This is a genomic window from Microbacterium sp. NPDC090281 (genome assembly GCF_044769635.1).
Classification (GTDB): Bacteria; Actinomycetota; Actinomycetes; order Actinomycetales; family Microbacteriaceae; genus Microbacterium.
In genome coordinates this window covers 1,248,481-1,270,967 of sequence record NZ_JBIVYH010000001.1, presented here as the reverse complement: position 1 = coordinate 1,270,967, position 22,487 = coordinate 1,248,481, and the positions used below count along the sequence as shown (strand labels likewise).

At 69.0% G+C, this 22,487-nt stretch carries 21 protein-coding genes and 1 tRNA gene; 12 read left to right on the top strand and 10 right to left on the bottom strand.

All coding sequences use genetic code 11. From position 1 onward, the window contains the following. Positions 1–5: 5 nt before the first annotated feature. Positions 6–1,217, bottom strand: a complete 1,212-nt coding sequence (locus ACIQTX_RS06040; RefSeq protein ID WP_402970188.1) for an FAD-dependent monooxygenase — start codon at positions 1,215–1,217, stop codon at positions 6–8. A gap of 70 nt (positions 1,218–1,287) precedes the next feature. Here ACIQTX_RS06040 and ACIQTX_RS06035 point away from each other — a divergent pair, with 70 nt between their 5' ends. Continuing rightward, positions 1,288–2,166: a TetR/AcrR family transcriptional regulator C-terminal domain-containing protein gene (locus tag ACIQTX_RS06035; RefSeq protein WP_402970185.1), complete on the top strand. Its 879-nt coding sequence runs from the start codon at positions 1,288–1,290 to the stop codon at positions 2,164–2,166. 1 nt (position 2,167) lies between these two features. Here the strand turns inward: ACIQTX_RS06035 and arfB are convergent, their stop codons facing one another. Then, on the bottom strand, positions 2,168–2,608 hold the full coding sequence (gene arfB / locus ACIQTX_RS06030; RefSeq protein WP_105526249.1) for an alternative ribosome rescue aminoacyl-tRNA hydrolase ArfB: 441 nt from the start codon (positions 2,606–2,608) through the stop codon (positions 2,168–2,170). A gap of 113 nt (positions 2,609–2,721) precedes the next feature. Here arfB and ACIQTX_RS06025 point away from each other — a divergent pair, with 113 nt between their 5' ends. The 8 genes from ACIQTX_RS06025 to ACIQTX_RS05990 all read left to right on the top strand — a co-directional run bounded on the left by ACIQTX_RS06025 (position 2,722) and on the right by ACIQTX_RS05990 (position 12,109). Beyond that, on the top strand, positions 2,722–3,564 hold the full coding sequence (locus ACIQTX_RS06025; protein ID WP_402970182.1) for a helix-turn-helix domain-containing protein: 843 nt from the start codon (positions 2,722–2,724) through the stop codon (positions 3,562–3,564). A gap of 169 nt (positions 3,565–3,733) precedes the next feature. Next, positions 3,734–4,795, top strand: a complete 1,062-nt coding sequence (locus ACIQTX_RS06020; protein WP_402970179.1) for an ABC transporter substrate-binding protein — start codon at positions 3,734–3,736, stop codon at positions 4,793–4,795. Further along, positions 4,792–5,877: a FecCD family ABC transporter permease gene (locus ACIQTX_RS06015; RefSeq protein ID WP_402970176.1), complete on the top strand. Its 1,086-nt coding sequence runs from the start codon at positions 4,792–4,794 to the stop codon at positions 5,875–5,877. The genes ACIQTX_RS06020 and ACIQTX_RS06015 overlap by 4 nt, the downstream gene beginning before the upstream one ends. After that, the gene (locus ACIQTX_RS06010; protein ID WP_402970173.1) at positions 5,874–6,977 is read left to right on the top strand and encodes a FecCD family ABC transporter permease; all 1,104 of its coding nucleotides are present in this window, start codon (positions 5,874–5,876) and stop codon (positions 6,975–6,977) included. Before ACIQTX_RS06015 ends, ACIQTX_RS06010 begins: the two co-directional genes overlap by 4 nt. Positions 6,978–6,988: 11 nt before the next feature. Continuing rightward, positions 6,989–7,777: an ABC transporter ATP-binding protein gene (locus ACIQTX_RS06005; RefSeq protein WP_105526254.1), complete on the top strand. Its 789-nt coding sequence runs from the start codon at positions 6,989–6,991 to the stop codon at positions 7,775–7,777. Next, complete coding sequence (locus ACIQTX_RS06000) at positions 7,774–9,408, top strand: ABC transporter transmembrane domain-containing protein (RefSeq protein ID WP_402970169.1); 1,635 nt, start codon at positions 7,774–7,776, stop codon at positions 9,406–9,408. The genes ACIQTX_RS06005 and ACIQTX_RS06000 overlap by 4 nt, the downstream gene beginning before the upstream one ends. Next, the gene (locus ACIQTX_RS05995; RefSeq protein WP_402970166.1) at positions 9,405–11,222 is read left to right on the top strand and encodes an ABC transporter ATP-binding protein; all 1,818 of its coding nucleotides are present in this window, start codon (positions 9,405–9,407) and stop codon (positions 11,220–11,222) included. The genes ACIQTX_RS06000 and ACIQTX_RS05995 overlap by 4 nt, the downstream gene beginning before the upstream one ends. After that, positions 11,219–12,109, top strand: coding sequence for a siderophore-interacting protein (locus tag ACIQTX_RS05990; RefSeq protein ID WP_402970163.1), 891 nt, complete (start codon positions 11,219–11,221; stop codon positions 12,107–12,109). The genes ACIQTX_RS05995 and ACIQTX_RS05990 overlap by 4 nt, the downstream gene beginning before the upstream one ends. Positions 12,110–12,239: 130 nt before the next feature. On the opposite strand, the gene ACIQTX_RS05985 is transcribed toward ACIQTX_RS05990, so the two are convergent. From ACIQTX_RS05985 to ACIQTX_RS05975, 3 genes are all read right to left on the bottom strand, one after another. Then, positions 12,240–13,241 carry a TIGR00341 family protein gene (locus ACIQTX_RS05985; protein WP_402970160.1) on the bottom strand — a complete coding sequence of 334 codons (1,002 nt, stop codon included), beginning with the start codon at positions 13,239–13,241 and terminating at the stop codon, positions 12,240–12,242. 127 nt (positions 13,242–13,368) lie between these two features. Further along, positions 13,369–13,444 (bottom strand) — tRNA-Met (locus ACIQTX_RS05980). Positions 13,445–13,531: 87 nt separating this feature from the next. Next, positions 13,532–14,518, bottom strand: a complete 987-nt coding sequence (locus tag ACIQTX_RS05975; RefSeq protein WP_402970157.1) for a helix-turn-helix transcriptional regulator — start codon at positions 14,516–14,518, stop codon at positions 13,532–13,534. Positions 14,519–14,580: 62 nt separating this feature from the next. Here ACIQTX_RS05975 and ACIQTX_RS05970 point away from each other — a divergent pair, with 62 nt between their 5' ends. Together ACIQTX_RS05970 and ACIQTX_RS05965 are read left to right on the top strand one after the other, a co-directional pair. After that, a complete protein-coding gene (locus ACIQTX_RS05970) occupies positions 14,581–15,636 on the top strand; it encodes an ABC transporter ATP-binding protein (protein ID WP_402970154.1) in 1,056 nt (351 codons plus the stop codon). Continuing rightward, entirely contained in the window at positions 15,633–16,412 is a 780-nt protein-coding gene (locus ACIQTX_RS05965; RefSeq protein ID WP_402970151.1) for an ABC transporter permease, read from the top strand. The genes ACIQTX_RS05970 and ACIQTX_RS05965 overlap by 4 nt, the downstream gene beginning before the upstream one ends. Positions 16,413–16,530: 118 nt before the next feature. Here ACIQTX_RS05965 and ACIQTX_RS05960 read toward each other — a convergent pair whose 3' ends face one another. Further along, positions 16,531–17,526 (bottom strand): NADP-dependent oxidoreductase, encoded by a 996-nt coding sequence (locus tag ACIQTX_RS05960; protein WP_402970148.1) that lies wholly within the window; start codon positions 17,524–17,526, stop codon positions 16,531–16,533. 9 nt (positions 17,527–17,535) lie between these two features. Then, positions 17,536–18,246: an SDR family oxidoreductase gene (locus tag ACIQTX_RS05955; RefSeq protein ID WP_402970145.1), complete on the bottom strand. Its 711-nt coding sequence runs from the start codon at positions 18,244–18,246 to the stop codon at positions 17,536–17,538. 104 nt (positions 18,247–18,350) lie between these two features. Here ACIQTX_RS05955 and ACIQTX_RS05950 point away from each other — a divergent pair, with 104 nt between their 5' ends. Further along, positions 18,351–18,956: a TetR/AcrR family transcriptional regulator gene (locus ACIQTX_RS05950; RefSeq protein ID WP_402970142.1), complete on the top strand. Its 606-nt coding sequence runs from the start codon at positions 18,351–18,353 to the stop codon at positions 18,954–18,956. Between the two features lie 21 nt (positions 18,957–18,977). Here the strand turns inward: ACIQTX_RS05950 and ACIQTX_RS05945 are convergent, their stop codons facing one another. The 3 genes from ACIQTX_RS05945 to ACIQTX_RS05935 all read right to left on the bottom strand — a co-directional run bounded on the left by ACIQTX_RS05945 (position 18,978) and on the right by ACIQTX_RS05935 (position 22,486). After that, positions 18,978–20,363, bottom strand: coding sequence for a DUF6716 putative glycosyltransferase (locus ACIQTX_RS05945; protein ID WP_402970139.1), 1,386 nt, complete (start codon positions 20,361–20,363; stop codon positions 18,978–18,980). Continuing rightward, positions 20,360–21,232 carry an N-acetylneuraminate synthase family protein gene (locus ACIQTX_RS05940; protein ID WP_402970136.1) on the bottom strand — a complete coding sequence of 291 codons (873 nt, stop codon included), beginning with the start codon at positions 21,230–21,232 and terminating at the stop codon, positions 20,360–20,362. Before ACIQTX_RS05940 ends, ACIQTX_RS05945 begins: the two co-directional genes overlap by 4 nt. A 93-nt stretch (positions 21,233–21,325) precedes the next feature. Further along, a complete protein-coding gene (locus ACIQTX_RS05935; RefSeq protein ID WP_402970133.1) occupies positions 21,326–22,486 on the bottom strand; it encodes a cytidylyltransferase domain-containing protein in 1,161 nt (386 codons plus the stop codon). Position 22,487: the final 1 nt, after the last annotated feature.

The following is a 22,487-nucleotide window of genomic DNA, read 5'->3' as shown; positions in this document are numbered from 1 at the left end:
CCACTTCACGCGCTCGCCAGCTCCGCCCACTCATACTCCGGGAGCTCGATCACCTCGGACTTGTCGAGCATCTTCGCGACGAGCTGCCGCATCGGCCAGTGGTGCATCAGGCGCGCGGTCAGCACTCGCATCCGCAGCGCGAAGCGCCCACGCGGCAGGAAGCCGTCGACACCTCCTGGCGCAAGCGTGTGAGAGGCGACGACATACGGCCGCATGATCTCCTCGTAGCGCGCGAATGCCGCCGCATGGTCGCCGCGTGCACGCCCGAGTTCGCCGGCCAACACATACGCGCCGACCAGGGCGAGACTCGTGCCCATGCCGGTGAGGGGTGACCCGCAGTAACCGGCGTCGCCGACCAGCGCGATCCGTCCGGTCGCCCAGTGCTCCATGTGCACCTGGCTGACCGTGTCGAGATGGAACTCGTCATCTGCATCGGCCGCAGCGAGAAGCTCCTCCGAGCGCCATCCCATTCCCATGAAGACCTCGCGCAGGAGGCGCTTCTGGCTGGCGACATCACGCCGATCCACGTCGAGCCCGGTGTCCGCGAACGCGAGCATCGCCTTCGCTGTACCGCCGCGCTCGGGCCGGAGCGCGAGCATCCGACCCGGCTCGCTGTACATGTCGAACCAGGAGTCGAGGGGGCCGGGATCCGGAACCGTGCAGTACCCGAGGTAGGCGCCGAGGTGGACGACGTAGTCGGATTCCGGACCGAAGGCCAGCGCCCGCACACCGGAGTGGATGCCGTCGGCGCCCACCACGACGTCGAAGGTGCGGACGAGCCCGCTGCGGAACGTGACCTCGACGCCGTCGGGGCCGTCCGAGAGCGCCTCGATGCGATCGCCGAAGATCGTCTCGGTGTGGTCGGCGACGAGGTCATGGAGGATCTCGGTGAGATCACCCTTCATGATCTCGATCTCGGTCACGGGGCTACCATCGCCGACGAAGAGGTCTGCGGGCATCGTGGCGAGCTCTCGGCCGGCGCTGTCGATGTAGCGCAGACCCCTCTCGTGCACGATGCGCTCGCGCACCCGAGGCATGATGCCCATCCGCTGGGCGACGACTTCGCCCAGACCGCGAAGGTCGACAGCTTGCCCGCCGAGACGGAGATCTGACGCTTGCTCGACGATCGTGGAGCGGATGCCCTGCCGATGAAGCCAGTGTGCGAGAGCGGGTCCTGCGATGCCTGCGCCGGAGATGAGTACGCTGTATTCGTTCATGCATCGCACGGTAATACAGGTGATTTACGGTGTACAAGTGTTCTAGTTATGAAGGTGGTGTACTAGTACGGTGCGAGCAACTTCTCAGAGCATCGCGGCGGAGATCGCCGACCGGATCGCGTCCGGAGACCTGAGCCCCGGCGAGCGGGTTCCCTCGGCGCGCGGCATCACCCGGGACTGGGGTGTCGCGATCGCCACCGCGACCAAGGCCCTCGCCGTGCTGCAGCAGCAGGGGCTCATCGTCTCGACACCCGGCATCGGGAGCGTCGTCGCCTCCCCCGCCGCTGCACCTCGTCCTGTCCTGTCGACCGCCGAGGTCGTCGCCACGGCGATCAGGATGGCAGACGCCGAGGGGATCGAGGCGATCTCGATGCGACGCATCGCAGCCGAACTCGACACCCCGACGATGTCGCTGTACCGCCACGTCGACAGCAAAGAAGGTCTCGTGCTGCTGATGATCGACTCGGTGCTGGGCGAGGATTCCTTCCCCGAGCCGTCAGCGCACTGGCGTGCCGACCTCGAGGTGTCGGCACGCCTGCAGTGGGCGGCTTTCCAACGACACCCCTGGCTCGCGGGTGTGATGTCGATCTCTCGGCCACAGCTCGTGCCGAACGGGTTCCGCTACACGGAGTGGTGCCTGCGGGCGCTCGCCCCCTTGGGGCTGAGCATGGAGACGATGATGTACATCAGCGTCATCGTGTTCAGCCACGTCAAAGCACTGGCGACCGACATCGCGTTCGAGGCCGAGCAGCAGCAGGACACCGGACTCACAGCAGACGAGTACATGACGACCCGGTCGACCGACATCGCGGCCATGGTGTCGCCGAGCGACCTGCCCCTGCTCGCCTCCCTGGTGCGGTCAGACGACTTCGACCTCGACCTCGACGCCCTGTTCGAGTTCGGGCTGCAGCGACTGCTCGACGGGATCGAGAGCTGGCTGCCGCGCTGACTCAATCGTCGCGGGGGCGCTGCCGCAGGCTCTTGACGTCGGTGCGCCGCTGCTTGGCCTTGAGCCGGCGCTCCTTCGAGCCACGGCTCGGCTTCGTCGGCCGCCGTGGCGGTGCCGGTGGACGCAGAGCTTCCCCCACCAGCGCGACCAGCCGGTCACGGGCGGCGTCCCGGTTGCGCAGCTGGGCACGGTGCTCGGATGCCGCGATCGTCAGGACGCCGTCGACCAGGCGACCGCTCAGCCGGTCGAGCAGCCGCTCGCGCTGATGCGGGGTGAGCACCGTCGAGTTCGCCGCATCCCAGACGAGCTCCGCCCGCGAGTCAGCCGTGTTCACGCCCTGCCCTCCGGGCCCGGACGAGCGCGAGAAGCGCCACGACAGCTCGGCCTCGGGGATCGTGAGACCCGACGAGACCCGGAGACCCGGGCGATGGGCGGAAGGCATGCCTCCATCATCGGGCCTCCGGAAGGGATGGCGCATCTCCCGGCTAGCATTGGCGAGGTGGCGGCGGCATCCACTTCGCCGAGATCCACGCGGCCGCCACACGCGGAGCACGAATGAACTCATACCGGCAGGACGACTGGGCGGCGAGCCCCTCGTATCCGTCGACCGTGGATGAGCCGTACCTGATGGGCACGGGCGTCGTCACCGCCGAAGACACCGGCACTCGCCCGCTCTCGCCGCCGCACAGCCACGCCGATCCGATGCTCGCCTGGTGCTACCGAGGCACGGTCTGGGTGCATCTGCAGGATGCACGGTGGCGCCTCGCTCCGGGTCAGGGTGTGTGGATTCCCGCGCACACCCCGCACACCGCCCATCACGAACCCGACTCGACCGGCTGCTACACCTACATCCCGGATGCTTCGCTGATCGCGCCGGTCAACGGCATCACGCGTGTGCTCGTGCCGCGCGCGGTGCAGGAGATGCTTCTCCACCTCGGCATCAACGACATGCCCACCGACCTCCGCGTGCGGATCCAGTCGGTGCTCATCGAGATGCTGCAGCAGCCCCTGCCGGAGGATGCCGGCGGCTGGGGCGAGGTCCCGATCCCTTCAGACGAACGCGTCGCCCCGCTCGTGCAGGCCGTGCTCGCCGACCCGGGCGACCCGCGCAGCGCGAACGAGCTGTTCCTCGCGCACGGACTCCACGAACGGACGGTGCTGCGCATCTTCCAGAACGACGTCGGCATGAGCTTCGGACGCTGGCGCACCGGGGTGCGGATGACCCTCGGCGCTCGACTGATCGTCGACGGCACACCGATCGGGGCCGCCGCCCACCGTTGCGGCTACGCGACGACGAGCGCCTTCTCGGCGGCTTTCAAGGAGCGGTTCGGGATTACACCGCGCCAGCACGTCGCCCGCGTGCAGGCCGATGCTGCGCACCAGCTGTACTGGCGGTGACCTCCGGCGGTCGATCCGCCCTCCGGTGTCGGTTCAGCGACACAAGTCGTCTATCCCGCAACACTGAGCGCGGCATCCGCGTTCTAGCATCGTTCTGTTAGGGCATGCTTACCTAACTTCTCGCCGCGTCGACGCGGCAACACCCCTCCCCCCTTCCCGAAGGAGAACCATGTCGCTCGCTTCTGCGCGCCCGAAGATCCGCCGAGGCTCTGCCCTCGTCGCCGCGGCCCTCGCCGCCGCCCTCACCCTCGCCGGATGCTCGTCCAGCCCCGAGGAATCCAGCTCAGCCTCCACCACGACGGACGGCGTGGTCATCGAGCACGGCCACGGGAAGACCGTGATCCCCGAGAAGCCGCAGCGCATCGTCACCCTCGGCTGGATGACGGCCGACATCGTCGCCGCCCTCGGCACCAACCCCGTCGGCATGGAAGAGGTGTGGGGCGCCGACGAGAGCGGCTACCAGCCCTGGTTCGAGGAGTTCGTCACCGAGGAGTACGGCGAGACCCCCGAGATCATCCCCTTCACCGACGACGGACCCAACTACGAGGCGATCAAGGCTCTCAAGCCCGACCTCATCCTGAGCCTGTACTCGGGCATCACCGACGTGCAGTACGAGCGCCTGACCGAGATCGCACCGACCGTTCCCTACATCGAAGGCCCTTGGAACCCGGGCACGTGGGAGGACATGACCCGCACGGTCGGCAAGGCACTGTCGGAAGACGCCAAGGCTGAAGAACTGATCGGCGAGACCGAGGAGCAGATCACGACCCTCGCCGGCGAGCACCCCGAGTTCGAGGACAAGACCTTCGTCTGGGGCCTGACCCTGAACGAGGGCGGCACCGACCTCGGCGTCTACCTCGAGTACGACCCGCGCGTGCGCATCACCGAGGCACTCGGCTTCACCTCGACCTCGGCGATGGACAGCTTCCTCAAGACCGCTGAGGGCGACAACTGGTACACGGGCGTCAGCCTCGAGAAGCTCTACGACGTGGAGGCAGACCTGTTCGCCGCCTGGGGCAGCAGCGCCGCCGAGGGCGAGTACACGGTCGAGAACAATGTCGTCTCGCGTTGGAACCCGATCGCCAACGGCTCCTACGTGATCTACGCCGACGACGCCGAGGCCTCGGCCATCAGCGCACCGACCGTACTGTCGCTGAAGTACATCCTCCCGAAGTACGTCGACGACCTCGCTGGTGCGCTGCAGGGCGAACCCACCATCACCGGCAAGTGACCACCGAGATGTCCCTGGCGACGGACGACGGCACGGACGTCTCGAACACGGGTGCGGGGAGTCGCAGCGTCGACTCCCCGCACCGCAACGGGACGCTCGTGGTCGGACTGATCATCTCGGCGGTGGTGCTGGTGCTCGCCGCCATCGCCTCGCTAGCTGTCGGCAGCCGTGCGATCGACCCCGCCACGGTGCTCCAGTCGCTCTTCTCCTACGACGATGAGAACCCGCTGCACCTGATGGTCATGGAGCTGCGGGTGCCCCGCACCCTGCTCGGCATCATCGTCGGCGCCGCGCTCGCCGTGTGCGGCGGACTCATCCAGGCCTTCACCCGCAACCCGCTCGCCGACCCCGGCATCCTCGGGGTCAATGCCGGAGCATCCTTCGCCGTCACCTTCGCGGTCGGCGTGCTCGGGCTCACCACCCCCGGCGCCTACGTGCCCTTCGCCCTCGCCGGAGCGTTCGTCCTCACCATGCTCGTCTACATCCTCGGATCATTCGGAGCCTCGGGCGCGACCCCCATGAAGCTGACCCTCGCCGGAGTCGCTCTGGGCGCCGCGTTCACCGGCTTCACCACCGCGATCGTGCTGCGCGACCACAGCACCCTCCAGGTCATGCGCTTCTGGGGCGTCGGCTCGATCGGCGGACGCACCCTCGACCAGCTCACCTGGGCAGTGCCCCTGATCGTGACCGGCCTGCTGATCGGTCTCCTGTGCGCACGGTCTCTGAACGCCCTCGCACTCGGCGACGACCTCGCACAGGCACTCGGTGCCCGGGTGCGGGTGACCCGTGTGCTGGTGATCATCGCCGTCACGCTGCTGGCCGGAACCAGTGTCGCCGCGGCCGGACCCATCGCTTTCGTCGGGCTCATGATCCCGCACATCGTCCGCTGGTTCACCGGGCCCGATCAACGCTGGGTGCTCGCGTACTCGATGCTCATCGGCCCCTCCTTCCTGCTGTTCGCCGACATCATCGGCCGCGTCGTGCTCCCCAACGGCGAGATGCGCGTCGGGATCGTCACCGCCCTCCTCGGAGCCCCCATCCTGATCGTCCTCGTGCGCCGCAAGCGGGTGAGCGGACTGTGAGCATCGACCAGAAGCCCCTCGCCGTCACGAACACCGAAGCCTCGTCTCCCGCATTCACCCCGGTCGATCACGGTCGCCGCCTGATCCGCATCGAGAACTCGCGGATCGCCGCCCTCATCCCGGCCCGCTCGGTGGTCGTGTCGGTCACCCTCGTCATCGTGATCATCGGCGCAGGACTCGCCTCCATGACGATCGGCGCCTACGAGGTGGACTTCGCCTCGGTCCTCCGGGCGATCTTCGACCCGGCATCCGATCCCGACATCCGCCAGGTCGTCTTCGAGTGGCGCCTGCCTCGCGTGCTGTTCGCGGTGCTGTGCGGGGCAGCACTCGCCCTCGCCGGCGGCATCTTCCAGTCCCTCACCCGCAACCCGCTCGGCTCTCCCGACATCATCGGGTTCGGGATCGGCGCCCAGTTCGGCGTGACGCTCGTGATGATCGTGCTCGAGCTGAACACCTACATGTTCAAAGCGGCAGGCGCGCTCGTCGGCGGCCTGTTCACGGCCCTGCTCGTCTACGCCCTGGCCAGCAAGAACACCATGTCGTCGTTCCGCCTGATCATCGTCGGCATCGGCGTCTCGGCAGGGCTCGGATCGCTCACCTCGTGGATCCTGATCTCGGTCAGCGTCGAGAAGGCGATGATGGCGGCGACCTGGGGTGCGGGTTCGCTCGCCTCCCTCGGGTTCGACCAGTTGATCCCGGCGGCGATCGTGTTCGCGATCGTGACCGTGCTCGCCCTCCCCCTCGCCCGCACACTGCCGGTGCTGGAGATGGGCGACGACGCGGCGACAGCGCTGGGCATCAGCCCAGGACGCACCAGGCTCTCGGCGATGGTTCTGGGTGTTGCCCTGGTCGCGCTCGTCACCGCGGCCGCCGGACCCATCTCGTTCATCGCGCTCGCTGCCCCGCAGATCTCGCAGCGCCTCACCCGCTCGAACACCCCGATGGGCACGTTGCCGGTGATGCTGACCGGAGCCGCCCTCGTCGTGGTGTCGGACGCCGTCGCCCAGCTCGTCGCCGTGCCGGTCGGCGTCGTGACGGTCTCGGTCGGCGGCATCTATCTCGCCTGGCTGCTCGCCGCCCAGTACGCGCGCCGCACTTGAAAGGAACACGCATGACCACTTCGCTGCTGGCCCGCGACATCACCCTGGGCTACGGGGAGACCCCCATCATCTCCGACCTGTCCCTCGAGGTTCCGGACGACTCGTTCACGATCATCATCGGCCCCAACGCCTGCGGCAAGTCGACCCTGCTGCGCGGATTCGCACGACTGCTGCGCCCGAGCACCGGCGCCGTTCTGCTCGACGGCGACGAGTTGCGCTCGCTCAAGCCCAAGGAGGCCGCTCGCAAGCTGGGGCTCCTCCCCCAGTCATCCATCGCGCCCGACGGCATCACGGTCGCCGACCTCGTGGGCCGCGGACGCTTTCCACACCAGAGCGCGATGCGCACCTGGAGCAGCGCCGACGAGCGCGCGGTCTCCGAGGCCATGGCCGCGACCGGGGTCACCGACCTGTCGCGCCGTCTGGTTGACGAGCTCTCCGGCGGACAGCGGCAGCGCGTCTGGGTCGCGATGGCTCTCGCCCAGCAGACCAAGCACCTGCTGCTGGACGAGCCGACGACCTTTCTCGACATCGCGCACCAGATCGACCTGATGGAGCTGTTCGCCGACCTGCACCGCAGCGGCACCACACTCGTCGCGGTCCTCCACGACCTCAACCACGCGGCCCGCTACGCGACCCACCTCGTGGCGATGCGCGACGGGGCCATCGTGGCCCAGGGCGACCCGCGGGAGATCATCACCGCCGAGCTCGTCGACGCCGTCTACGACCTGCCGTGCAAGGTGATCACCGACCCGGTCTCCGGCACCCCGCTCGTGCTCCCGCTCGGCCGGCGCAAGTCGTGACGAGCACTCCTCGGCGACTCTTCGGAATCGCACTGAAGTCGGAGGGACGCGGCGTGGCCCTCGCGGGAGCGACCGCCCTCCTCATGGTGCACGCGCTCGCCGAAGCCACGATCCCCGTCATCATCGGTGCGACGATCGACCGCGCTGTGCTGCCGGCCGACCCGACAGCTCTCGCGATCTGGATCGGCCTGCTGATCGGCACCTTCCTCGTGCTGACCGTGAGCTATCAGTCCGCCTCCCGGCTCATGGTCTCGATCTACGGATACGGCGAACAGGCGCTGCGCCACCTGACCCTGTCGCGGATGCTGCGCCCCCGGCTCTCCCGCCGCACCGTGACCCCCGGCGAGGCCCTCACCTTCGTCACCTCCGACACCTACCGCGTGGCCGGAGTCGCCTGGTCGGTCGCCCAGCAGTGCTCCACGATCGCTGCGATCATCGGCGCGGGACTGGCGATGCTGGTGATCTCGCCCGTCGCGACGATCGTGGTGTTCGGCTCGACCATCGCGATGATGCTCGTCATGCAGGTGGTCTCACGTCCCCTCGAACGACGCGGCTTCGCAGAGCAGCACGCGGCGACCGAGGCCGGAGCCGTCGCCGCCGACTTCATGAGCGGATTCCGCGTGTTGGTCGGCATCGGTGCACGCGAGGAGGCCGTGCGTCGGTACGTCGCGGCCAGCGACACCTCCCGCCGGGCGGCGACCGCAGCCGGGCGATCGCTCGCCTCGTACGAAGCGGTGAGCGCCACGCTGGCCGCGGTCGCGACGACTGCGCTCGCGGGCATGTCGGCCTGGTTCGCTGCGGAGGGTCGCATCAGCATCGGCGAGCTGGTGACCGTGCTCGGGCTCGCCCAGTTCATCAGCGGCTACCTCGCGTATGCGGGCTCGTTCCCCTCGAACTGGATCCACAAGCTCGCCTCTGCCAAGCGGCTCGCCGAGGTGATCGACGCCGACGACCTGCTCGATGCACCACCCGCGTCTTCTGCCCCGGTAGAACCCGCCGGCGATGTCGCACTGGCCTTCCGCGCCGGCTCCACGGAGGCCCCGCTCATCGAGGTGCGCGAGCGTGAGCTGCTCGGCATCCGCCCCGCCGACAGCGACACCGCCCGCGCCCTCTCTCGCCTGCTCGGTCTTCGCACGCGAGCCGACCGCGGCCTGGTGTCACTCGCCGTCGACGGCGGCCTCCGGGATCTGACCGACCTCGATCCGGTGGAGTACCGGCGCCGTGTCGTCGCCCCGCCGCACGGCCAGACGATCGTGAGCGGCACTCTGCGCGAAGCCGTGCGCGGGCACGGGGCGGACGCACCCGCACACGCGCCGTTCGTCGAGATGGCGGCGCTGCACGACACCGTGGTGCAGGTCGGCGGGTGGGAGTCGCAGGTCGGCGAGGCCGGGCGACGGCTGTCCGGCGGACAGCGGCAACGCATCGGCATCGCCCGCGCCCTGCACGCGGACGCCGAGGTGCTGGTGCTCGATGAACCGACCTCCGCCGTCGACGCCATCACCGAGGCACACATCGCGCGAGCTCTCGCCGAACACAGCGAGACCGTGATCGTGATCACCACCTCTCCCGTGCTGCTCGGCGCCTGCGACCGGGTCATCGAACTCCCCGCTGAAGGATCGGACGCGCCATGAGCGACCTCACCTCGACCGCCGCCCTGCTTCCGATCGCCTCCAGCGCCCGTGTGCGTGCCGTCGTCGGCGCGCTGCTGCGACAGCATCCGGGTCGCACCACCGCGGTCGCCGTACTCTTCCTCGCCGCGTCCGCTCTCGGGATCGTCATGCCCGCGTGCCTGGGGCGCATCGTCGACGCCGTGTCGTCGGATGCCGGGTTCGCGATCATCGCGGGGTGGGTCGCCGGCGCCGGTCTCGGTGCGATCGGTGCCGCCGTGATGATGCTGTGGGCCGTTCGAGTGCTCACCGGGCTGGTGCAGGACATGCTCGCGAGCCTCCGCGAAGACGTGTTCGCCTCGGCGATGCGCCTTCCGGTGAGCTCGGTCGACGACGGCGAGAGCGCAGACCTGCTGTCGCGGGTCACCGGCGATGTGGATGCTGTGGCCGAAGCCGGAGGCAACGTCGCCCCGCCCCTGCTGTCTGCCGCGTTCGCGATCGGGGTCTCGGTGGTCGCGCTGGCCGCGCTGGATCCCTGGCTCGCGCTCGCGGGCATCGCCTCTGCGCCGTTCTACGTGCTCGGCACCCGCGCGTTCCTGCGGAAGTCTCGAGTCGTGTTCCGCGAGGTGCGGGTGCGCGAAGCCGCCCGCAGCCAGGCGGTGCTCGACGCAGTCGAGGGCATCGACACACTCACCGCGTTCAACGAGCAGGAGCCGGCCCTCGAGCGCGTGCGTGAGCGTGCAGAGGCCTCGATCCAGATGCAGATCGAGGGTGTGCGGGTGACGAACCGGCTGTTCCGCTGGATCAACGGCGGCGAACTCGTCGGCCTCGCGGCGATCCTCGGCACCGGCTTCCTGCTGCAGTCCGCCGGCGCGATCACGGTGGGCGCCGTCACCACGGCCGCGCTGCTCTTCCACCGCCTCTTCGGCCCCGTGGGTCAGCTGATCTTCGGACTCAACGACATCCAGCGGGCGGCGATCGGACTCGCCCGGCTCGTCGGCGTCATCGACCTCGCACCCGCGGCATCCACAGCGCCGGGTGCGGGAGCGGATGCTGCGGCACGGGCATCCACGGGGATCGAGGTGCGCGATCTGACGTTCCTCTACCCGACGACCGGACGCGGCATCAGCGGTGTGAACCTGCAGGTCGATCGCGGCACCACAGCGGCGCTCGTGGGCACCTCGGGGTCGGGCAAGAGCACGCTCGCCCGCGTGATCGCCGGGCACCACCCACCGACCTCGGGCAGCGTGCACCTGACCTCGAACGACATCGCGCCGTACTACCTGTCGCAGGAGCTGCACCAGTTCCGCGGCACGATCGCCGACAACCTGCGACTGGTCGCTCCCGAGGCGAGCGACCACGAGATGGTCGCGGCCCTGCACGCGGTCGGAGCGCAGTGGGCGATCGATGCGATGCGTCGCGAGGAGAAGGCCGCTGCGGGAGAGCACTCATCCACTGGTCCCGTCGTGCCACTGGACGAGGGGCGCATCCAGCAGCTCGCGGTCGCCAGGGCGTTCCTCGCCGACCCCGATGTGGTGATCCTCGACGAGGCCACCGCCGATGTCGGACTCCACCACCGGGAGGCCGTCGAAACGGCGATCTCCGCGCTGCGCACGGGACGGACGGCTCTGCTCATCGCACACCGGCTGCAGCAGGCCGTCACCGCCGAGCAGATCGTCGTGTTCGCCGATGGCAGGGCTACGCAGCGCGGCACGCATGAGGAGCTCCTCGCCACCGACGGGCTCTACCGCGACTCCTGGCTCGCTCAGACCCGCAGCAGTCCGCACCCGCAGCACCCGACCGACCCATCCCCCACAACAGAGACGGAGACTCCGTGAGCATCCACCGCGGCATCGTCAGCAGCACGACCACCCTCACCCCGACCCTGGTGCGCGTCACCCTCGGCGGTGACGGCGTCGCCGAGTTCCTCAGCACCGGCATCGGCGACGAGTACGTGCGGGTGTTCTTCCCGCACGGCGAAGACCCGAAGGACGTCTCTCTGCCCGTGCCGGCGGGTGACTGGTGGGAGACGCCGGAGGGAGCACCCGAGGCGCCGATGCGCACGTACACGATCAGCGGCGTGCGCCCGGATGCCGGTGAACTCGACATCGACTTCGTGATCCACGAAGCGGGAGTCGCGGGCCCCTGGGCCGCGCGCGCAGAGCCGGGGCACGTGCTCGGGCTGAACTCCCCGACGGGCCTGTACTCGCCGCCGGAGGGCATCACATGGCAGGTGCTCGTCGCCGACCTCACCGGGCTTCCGGCCGTGGCGCGCATCATCGCCGAGGCACCGGAAGGGGTGCGCACGCGGGTCGTGCTGGAGGTGCCGAGCGAGGCGGACCGCGTGCCGCTCGAGGTGGGCCCCGACGTCGAGGTCACCTGGGTGGTCGGCGGCAACGGTCACGGTCCCAGTGCGCTCGGCCCGCTCGTGCGCGGCATCGTCGACGACCGGCTCCCGCTCGACGAGGGCTACGTGTGGGTGGCCGGCGAGACCGTGGCGCTCCGCGACGTGCGCATGTACCTGCGCAAGGAACTCGGCCTGCCCGCGACCCGCTTCAAGGTCGTCGGCTACTGGACGCCGGTCGCCGCGTGGGACGAGAAGTTCGCCGCGCTGCCCGACTCGGTGCAGAAGGAGCTCGACGCGATCTGGGCCGATGCCACCGACGATGAGCCCGAGGACGTGCAGGTGCGCTTCGAGGAGCGGCTGGACCAGTTGGGGTTGTGAGGTCGCGCCCCGCCCTGAGCTTCCGGTCGCAGTTGCTGCCGCCCGCGGGGCGCTTCGACGGCGGGAAGTGCGACCGGAGCAGCGACTCGGACTCGGGCTCGGACTCGGGCTCGAGCTCGAGCTCGGAGGCTCACTGCACGGTGAGCTCCGTGCCCTGGCCCACGTCGACGATGACCCCGATGTAGGAGGGGATCGCCTTCGCCATCTCCTCCCGCAGCTCGTCGAGCGGCGGGGTCGATCCGTCCGGGGTCGTGAGCGAGATCGTGGCTGTCAGCCCGCTCCATTGCACCGCGCCGTGGATGTGCCCGTCGGTCTCGCCGTCGAGCCAGTCGGCTGTCGTGTTCTGGATGTCGACCGACCAGCGGGCGACCGCGACCGAGGCGACCGAGTTCGCGGCGAGCGGCACCGCGATGATGACAGCCAGAGTCGCGACCACCGCATAGGCACGGCGTCGATTGGCGGTCGGCGAGGAACCGGGATCCCGCGCGTACCCCGCCATCGTGAACACGATGCTGCCCGCGATCACGAGCGCGAACACGTTCGAGAGGAACAGCACCAGCGCCCCGAGCGCCGCCGGCCACTGCCCCTGCCCCGCGCACACACCCACAACTCCGAGCGGCGGCACGAGAGAGATCGCGATCGCCACCCCCGGCAGCACTGCACTCAGGTCTTTGCGGCACATCGCGAAGCCGCCGGCGAACCCGGTCGCAAGCGCTGCCATCAGATCCATCAGGCTCGGCGACGTGCGTCCGATCACCTGGGAGTTCGTGGAAAGGCTCTCGGGGGTCGCGACGAAGACGGCGAACACCAGCCCGAGGGCGATCACGATGCCGACCCCGCTGAGCACCCACAGGATCGACGACACGACCAGCCGGAGGTGACCGGTGACGATGCCCCACGCGATGCCGAGGATCGGCGTGCCGAGCGGGGCGATGATCATGGCCCCGATCACGGTCGCGGTCGAATCGGTCAGCACCCCCGCGATCGCGATCATGCCCGAGAGCGTGAGCATGATGAGGAACCCGGAACGCTTGCTGAGGGTGTCACCAGTGCTCAGATCGAGCGCGTCGTTCAGCCCATCGGCTGTCGGTCGCTGCGACCTCGGGATCAGCGTCTGCGTCAGTCGGGACATGAGCCAGCCACTCGACCGGCTCTGCGCGCGTTCGTCATAGCGGAAAGCTAGGGGTACCGGACACGACCCGCAAGAACCCCTTCACCCGCGCAGGAGGAGGGCCGGCGACCGGCCGGAAGAACCGAAGTGGACGCGACGGCGGGAGTCGAACCCGCAACGCCATCAGGTATGAGCTGAGGCCCGGGACCGCCCGGATCGCCGCGATGGGAATGACGTTACCCGGCCGTGATCTGACCCGCCAGGACCGTTGCCTGGGATAACCCTATGAGTCTGAGGATGACCGATGAACGTCACTCGGCGTCATCGGGCTCCGGGGCGTCGAGGGCACGCATCAGGCGCCCGACGGCCTCGCGAAGCTCGCTGCGATGCGGCTCCGACAGGGCCACCGTGTACTCGACACCCTCGGGGATCCAGAGCAGTCCGTACATGGCCTCGCGCCAGTCCGAGCCGCCGACGGGCCAGCGTGTGCGGTCTTCGCCCACAGCGGTCGCGCCCTGCCACCACGGCCCGAAGTGCTCCTGCATCACGGCGAGCGGAAGCTCCATCACGGCAGCCGCTTCGACCTTCTGGGGCGACCATGACGAGGCGATCAGCACGCGCTCCTCGATCTCCTCCTCCGTGATGTCGCGCCGCGTGAACAGCACACGCGTGTGCTCGACCGCGGCGATGCGGTCGACGCGGAAGGTGCGCCAGTCGTCGCGGTCGAGGTCCCAGCACAGCAGGAACCACTTGCGACCGGCCGGGGCCAGAGCGTGCGGCTCGACACGACGGACGCTCTCCTGCCCTTCCCCGTCGACATACCGGAGTCGCAGTCGCTCGGTGTCGCGGGTGGCGAGGGCGATCTCCCCGAGCACTTCCGGTGAGACGACCGGTCCCTCTCCGATGCGCGGCGCCTGCACCGACGCGGCGAGCGCGTTCACCCGCTGCCGCAGCGCGGAGGGCAGCACCTGTTCGAGTTTCGCGAGCGCGGTCAGTGTGACCTCGGGTCCACCGACGAGCTGCTGCGTGGCGGCGACGCGCAACCCGATCGCCATGGTCACGGCCTCATCGTCGTTGAGCAACAACGGTGGCACCGCACTCCCGGCCTCCAGCCGATAGCCGCCGGCCACACCCGGGGTCGACTCCACGCGGTAGCCGAGCTCGCGCAGCCGGTCGACGTCGCGGCGCACGGTGCGCTCGGTCACCCCCAGCCGGGTGGCGAGCTCGATCCCCGGCCAGTGCCGGTGCGTCTGCAGCAGATTGAGCAGAGCGAGTGCGCGAGAGGTGGTGTCGGTCATGCGTCTCAGATTGCCAGATGATGCGGACAGGATCTGTCCGCATCAGTTTCTACTCTCATCCCATGAACGAATCCCTCATCGAGACCGAAGGCCTGACCAAGGTCTTCACCGTCAAGAAGACGCCGGTGCATGCCGTGACCGACGTCTCCTTCACCGCCGTGCGCGGCGAGCTCGTCGCCTTCCTCGGACCGAACGGCGCCGGCAAGTCGACCACGCTGCGGATGCTCACCACCCTCATCCCGCCCACCTCGGGGCGCGCGAAGGTCGTCGGGCACGACATCCGCACCGACGCGGCAGGGGTGCGCGCCCGCATCGGCTACGTCGGACAGCTGACGAGCGGCAGCTTCTCGCAGCGGGTGCGTGACGAGCTGCTGAGTCAGGGCGCGTTCTACGGGATGTCCCGGCGGGGCAGTGTGCGACGGGCCGACGAACTGATCGAGTCGCTCGATCTCGCATCCTTCGCGACCCGCAGCGTGCAGCAGCTGAGCGGCGGGCAGAAGCGTCGACTCGACATCGCGCTCGGGCTCATGCACGCACCGCCCCTCATCTTCCTCGACGAGCCCTCCACCGGACTCGACCCGCAGAGCAGGGCGAACCTCTGGGAGCACATCCTCGACCTGCGCACCCAGCACGGCACCACGGTCTTCCTCACCACGCATTACCTGGAAGAGGCCGACCGCTACGCCGAACGCGTGATGGTCATGGACAAGGGCCGCATCATCGCCGACGACGACGCCGCCTCCCTCAAGGCGACTCTCGCCGGCGACGTGCTGACCTTCGGATTCGCGGATGCCGCCGAGGCGGCGAGCGCCCGCGCCGTGGTCGCCCGGCTCAGTTCCGCCGAGGTCGCCGTCGATGACGCCTCGGTCTCGGTCGCGGTGCAGGACGGCGACCGACTGCTGCCCGTGATCGTGCGCGAGCTCGACGCCGCGGGCATCCTCGTCCGTCGCGCAACCGGTGTTCCGCCCACGCTCGACGACGTCTTCCTCGCCCTCACCGGACGCACGCTGCGCGAAGCCGGGGAAGGAGCGGATGCCGCGGGCGAAGCATCCGAATCCGCCGCCCCTGCCGACACCCGCACCGCTTCCGAGAACAGCACGACAGGAGTCCTCTCATGATCACCAACGACACGCTCGTGCGTCCGAATCTCGCGCGCGACACCAGGAACGTACTGACCCGCGAACTCAAGCCCGTGCTGCGCGACCCGTTCACGCTGATCTTCAGCCTGTTGCAGCCGCTCATCTTCCTCGGGCTGTTCGCGCCCCTGCTGATCGGCGATTCGGGCCAGCCGGCCGGCGAGACGCTCGCCTGGTTCGTGCCGGGTGTGCTGGTGATGATCGTGCTGTTCGGCACCGGGTCGACCGGCTCGAACCTGCAGTACGAGATGATGACCGGCTCGCACGAGCGCACCCTGGTCGCCCCGCTCGCCCGCTCTTCACTGCTGGTCGGACGCGCACTCAAGGAGATCGCGCCGATCGTCGTGCAGGCGCTCGTGATCGTGCTAATCGCCTGGCCGTTCGGGTTCGCGGCCGACATCCCGGGCCTGCTGATCGGCCTGGCGCTGCTGGCGGTGTTCGGGGTGGGCCTCGGCTCGCTGTCGTACTCGCTCGCACTGGCGACGAAGGACCGGGAGTGGCTGTTCTGGGGCGTGCAGCAGTCGCTGATCTTCCCGCTGCTGATCCTCTCCGGCATGCTGCTGCCCCTGGACGCAGCCCCCGAATGGATGCAGGTCGTCGCCTCGGTCAACCCCGTGAACTGGGTGGTTCAGGCCGAGCGGGCGCTGTTCGCCGGAGACCTGGGAGATGTGACCGTGCTCTGGGGCTGGGTCTCGGCGCTCGCTGTCGCTGTAGTCGGCCTGATCGTCGGAGTACGTGCGATCCGTCGCAGCAGCTGAGTTCTGCGGAGGTGCGCCGCTGGGTCGAAAGCCCAGCGGCGCACCATGGGGGTGTTCGGCCGTGGCACGCCGACAACAGCACGAGACGTCTGGATCCTCGGCACCCGCCTCGAGGGGGTCAGCCGTTCGTCACCACGATCTTGCCTCGGGTCACACCGGCGGCCAGGTCTGTGAGGGCCGCCGGCAGCCGTTCGAAGGGATAGGTCCTGGCGACGACGGGCCGGATCGCACCGCTGTCGACGAGCGCCGTGATCTCGCGGAGCTGGTCGCCATCCGCGCGCATGAAGAGGAACTCGTACCGCACGCCGAGATTCTTCGCCTGAGCTCGGACCTTCCGGCTGAGCGCGGCGACGGCGAGGCGAACGACGAGGTTCAGCCCCTGTTCCTTGGCGAATGCGGGGTCGGGCGGACCGGAGATCCCGACGACCAGCCCACCCGGCTTCAGGATTCGCAACGACTTCTCGAGGTTTTCGCCACCGAGGCTGTCCAGGACGAAGTCATAACCCGACAGCTCCTCGGCGAAGTCCTCGCGGCGGTAGTCGATGACGATGTCGGCTCCGAGCTCGCGCACGAAGTCGGCATTCGCCGAGCTGGCCGTGGTCGCCACCGTGGCTCCGAGATGCGCGGCGAGCTGGATGGCGATGGATCCGACTCCGCCGGCACCGGCATGGATGAGCACCTTCTGCCCCGCGCGCACGTTGCCGCGCTCGACCAATGCCTGCCACGCCGTGAGTGCGACGAGTGGAAGCGAACCGGCCTCTGCCATCGAGAGCCCGGCTGGCAGGAGGGCGAGATCCTTCTCCGCGACGGCGATCCGCTCGGCGAACGTGCCGATGCGGCCTGCGTCCGGACGCGCATACACGCGGTCCCCCGGCCGGAACATCTCCACGAGGCGCCCGACGCGGATCACCGTTCCCGCCAGATCGTTGCCGAGGACGAGCGGCAGGTCGTAGGGCAGGATCTGGGCGAACTCGCCCGCCCTGATCTTCTCGTCCAGCTGGTTGACCCCCGCGGCTTCGATGCCGACGAGCACGTCACGCTCGCCCACCTCGGGTTCGGCGACCTCGCGTTCCTCGATCGGCTGTCGATACTTGCTGACGACGAATGCGCGCATCACGGCACCTCAGGCGTCTGCCCGCAGCTGCTGGTAGACGGCTTCCAGGGGTGCACTGAGACCCGCCTTCAACTGCACCGAAGTCTGATCGGCGAGCACTTCATACTCGCCGCGCTCCGTGGCGTCGAGGACGGCGGCGACGAGGTCGGTGGGATCGGTCTTCGGGTCCGAGACGTGCTCGGCCATCGCCGTGTCTACATAGCCGACGTGCACTCCGACGACGTGCACTCCGGCTGGGGCCAGTTCGAGACGGAGCGAATTGGTGGCCGACCACAGCGCGGCCTTGGTCGCACTGTAGATCCCGCCGACGGCGTACCAAGCGAGAGCCGAATGGATGTCGATGATCGTGGCTCCGGAGCGCCCGGCGAGAAGCGGGGCGTAGGCACGGGCCAAGAAGAGCGGGCCGAGGAAGTTGGTCTCCACGTTCCGGCGGATGTCCTCGTCGGAGTGGGTGAGTATCCCCGCCGAGGGGACCGACGCGCCGGCATTGTTGATCAGCACGGTCACGTCGGGCGCCGCATCGATCGCGGCCCGGATGGACGCGGAATCCGTGACATCGAGCACGAGCGGGACGACACGCTCGTCGTCCCACTCGCGCGGTGTGCGGGCGCTCGCGTAGACCTTCGCTGCCCCTCGGGCGAGCGCCTGGGCGACGAACTGTGTACCGATGCCTCCGTTCGCTCCGGTGACGAGGACGACGGCTCCGTGGAGTGACGGCATGGGATGCTCTCTCTTCTTGCGACAATGAGTGATATCTGAGTGCGCGCGTAAGCGACTTCACTCATAACTGACTGCAATCAGTTTCTATTCCGAAAGAGAAGCACATGTCGACTTCCGAAGCGGCGACCGTCGGGCGTCGCGAGCGCAACAAGCAGCAGAAGCTCGAGCGGATCACGGCCGCCGCGGCCGAACTGTTCGCCGAGCGCGGCATCGACGACGTCACGACGCAGCAGATCGCCGAACGGGCCGACGTCGGCACCGGGACACTGTTCCTCTACGCCAAGACCAAGGGAGAGCTGCTGCTCCTCGTGCAGAACGCGCACTATGCGGTCGCGCTCGAGAAGGGGCGGGCGGGCGCCGAGGCGAAACCTGCCCCGCGAGAGGCGATCATCGCGCTTCTCCGGCCGATCGTCGAGTGCAATCGCGTCCAGGTCGAGAACGGACGCACCTACCTGCGGGAGATGGTGTTCGCCGATGCATCAGACGCACATCATGGCGAAGCGCTCCGCATCGTCGGCGAGACGGAGGAAGCGGTGGCGGGGATCCTTCAGCGCGAAGACGGGACAGGCGCCGAACGTGCAGCTGCCCTCGCTCGTATCGTGTCCGCCATCATGTTCCTCACCCTGACGCCGAGCGCGAACGTCGCGCTGAGCATCGACGAGCTCATCGACGAGATCGATCGCCAGCTCGCCGCCCTCCTCGGAGGCTGACCGAACGAACGTCCCACCCACTCAGCGGCGGAGGGAGTCGTGGAACGGATTGGGCTCGATCGTGTAGTCGCTTGAGGCATCTGCCCACGTGCCACCATCCGATGGTTCCCTGCGTCGACGCAGTGCGGCGAGGGCCCGCGTCGCCGGAGAGCCCACCGCGAGCGCCAGGGACCCCTGGACCGTGCGATCCTCTGCGCCGAGCACACTCGCCCGATGCCAGGCCTCATGCAGCGATCCGCCTCGGGCTGCAGGCACCCGTCTGGCGGGCAGCGCCCCCGAGCGTCGCAGGGCGACGAGCTGCTCGACCCGCTCCCACCACGTCGATTCCGCCTCGGGGTGGAAGTAGTTGTCGCGGAGCCAGTCGGGATGCGGATGCCGGAACCTCCCGGCGACGACCTCGCTGCGACCGCCGAGGAGGCCGCTTCCCACGAACACCGTGTTCAGCAGGCTCTTGCTCACCCCGAAGGAGTCGAGCGCGATCACGGGCACACCGACGGCCGTGGCCTCGATCGCGGCGGTGGAGCTCACCGTCACGAGACCGGCCGCCCGCTCCAGTGCAGTCGCCATGGAGTCGTACGAGAAGACGAGGTTCTTCGGAAGGCGCGAGGGCAGCAGCCCCGCATACGGCTCGCTTTCGAGGTGCGTCTCCGACTCCCCCGGCCGCGATCGCAGCTTCACCACCACGCGGCGTCCGGGCTCGGCCTCGGCGGCCCGGACGAGCATGGCGGCGATCTCGGCGCGTTCCTCCCTCGCGACGGGGACGAGGGCCTGCGCGGCGAAGACGATGTCGGTCGCCGCGGGCCGCACAGGTGTCGACGGCGGACGTTCGGCGATCGCGACGCCACCGGGGGCCCTGCCCACTGCGTCGACGCTGATGCGCTCCGGCCGCAGCATCCGCTGCCTCCTCCTGGCGAACGGCAGAGTTGCGAGCGCCACGGGCGTCTGCACGCCGATCCGGCGGCCGAGCTCCTCGAAGGCCCGCACCTCACGGTGCGAGTGCACCACCAGTAGGTCGGTGTGCCGACGGTAGTCGAGAGCCCCCCGCTGTGCGGGGATAGCCATGCCCGGCAGACCCGAGACCGTGACCGGCCGATGCTCCAGCGAGTCGATCACGCGCCCCATCAGCCGCACGAACGGCCCCCGTCCGGCGAGGAGCACCACATCAGGACGCTGCCCAGCCAGCCAGCCGGCCGCCTCCGCGAAGCCGATGCGGGTGACGTCTTCGTTGCGAAGCGCCGTTCCCGCGAGCGCGGTGCGCTGCTGTTCGATGCTCGCTGTGAGCGGCGTGCGCACCAGCAGCAGGTGGGGGCGGAGCCCCGGTACGGATCCCAGCAGCGATGCCGCCCACTTCACGAAGGAGTCGGCGTCCGCGATGGCGACGACGCGGATGCCGGAGGCCCCGGTCATGCGGGGACGCGGCGCAGTTTCGCCATCGGCGCCCGCTCGCTGTCGAACACCCGCTTGACGCCGTCGCCGGTCGCGCGCTCGATCACGCGGATGTCGCGCACCAGGTGCGCAAGCCCCGTCGGCTCGAGCGATGCTGCGTGGTCGGAGCCCCACATCGTGCGGTCCAGCGTGATGTGACGCTCGACCGCGACCGCGCCGATGGCCACGGCGGCGAGCGAGATCTGGAGACCGCGCTCATGCCCCGAGTAGCCGACAGGCACGCCGGGGTAGCGGTCGCGCAGGGTCGCGATCACCCGCAGGTTCGCCTCCTCGGGCTCCAGCGGGTAGGTCGAAGTCGCGTGCATGAGCACGACGCGATCGGTGCCGAGTGTGTCGAGAGCCCGGTCGATCTGCTCGATGGTCGACATGCCGGTGGAGAGGATGACGGGCTTGCCGGTCTCGCGCAGGGCGACCAGCAGCTCGGTGTCGGTGAGGCTGGCCGAGGCGACCTTGTGCGCCACGACATTGAGCTCTTCCAGGAAGTGGACGCTGGGAACGTCCCACGGCGAGGCGAACCAGTCCAGGCCCAGCATCGTGGCGTGGTCGCCGATCTCGACGTACTCGTCACGACCGAACTCGACGCGGCGGCGGTAGTCGAGGTAGGTCATCACGCCCCAGGGCGTCTCGCGCGGAACGTCGCGCATGTGCTCGGGCGTGGATATCTCGGGCGTGCGCTTCTGGAACTTCACGGCGTCGGCGCCGGCACGGGCCGCGACGTCGATGAGCTTCTTCGCGATGTCGACATCGCCGTTGTGATTCAGGCCGATCTCTGCGATGACGTAGGCAGGACGCCCGCCGCCGATCACTCGTGAGCCGATGCTGACAGTCATGATTCCTCCGGTGTTCGAGCGTTGGTGCTACCCCTCCCTCCTGGATACGGGCCGAGGATGAACACCGGGCGACCGCCGGGTTACCGGCATCGGTCAGCTCGACAACACCCGTTCGATCAGCTCCCGCACCGCGCCCTCTCCACCTCGGCGACGAAGCACGACGCGGGCCTCTTCGATCACCAGCGGATGCGCGTTCGCCACCGCGACCGGCCACCCCACGATCCGCATCGCCGGCAGGTCGTTGACGTCGTTGCCGAGATAGGCGATGTCGGCGAGCGGCACCGCGTTGTCCCGCGCCCAGTTGCGCAGCGCCTTCTCCTTGTCGTCGATGCCGTGCAGCACGGGCACCCTGAGCTTGTCGGCACGAGCGCGGACCACCGGGTTGACCTCGGTCGAGAGGATCAGCAGGGGAACACCGGCTCGGCGCAGCAGAGCGACCCCCATCCCGTCTTCACGACTGACCCGCACCCGTTCGCCACCGTCGGCATCGATGAGCGCGGTGTCATCGGTGTGCACCCCGTCGAAGTCGGTCACGACCGCGCGCACCGGGATGGGCCCCGGAACCTCGTGCAGGGCCGCGAGCGCTCGGGCGACCCTGAGCTGATCCGCATCGTCGATCTCGATCGCCGTCCACTCCGGCACAGCGGCGATCCGGATCCTGCCGAAGAAGCGATGCCTGCTCTCACGGAAGCCCGCGGCGCGGAACACATAGAACGCCCCGGTCTCGAGGTGGTGCGGGTCACGGTCTTGCCGCCTCGGTCGGTGCGCTGCCTCGTGATTGATCGCGATCGCGTCGCCGTCTTCGCCTTCCCGCCACAGGAACCCGTAGGTCTCGTGGGCCGCGAACACGCTGTCGGCCCGATCGGCGCGAATCTCCTCAACGCCCGCGGCGAGCGCATCGCTGGGGATGAACGGTGAGGTCGCCTGCAGGAAGGCCACGATATCGACCCTTTCCCCGGTCTCCTCGAGTTCATCCAGCGCGTGCAGGATCGCGCTCTCCGAGGTCGCGGTGTCGCCTGCGAGCTCGGCGGGGCGGCGGATGACACGGGCTCCCGCGCCCGTCGCCACCGCGGCGATCTCATCATCGTCGGTCGAGACCACGACCAGATCGATGCCCGATGTCGCAGCCGCCGCGCGGACGGCGCGCTCGACCAGCGGCACCCCGCCGACGCGCTGGAGGTTCTTGCGCGGCACCTGCTTCGATCCGCCGCGCGCCGGAATGATCGCCACCGTGAGGGGCCTGTGCTCGTTCATG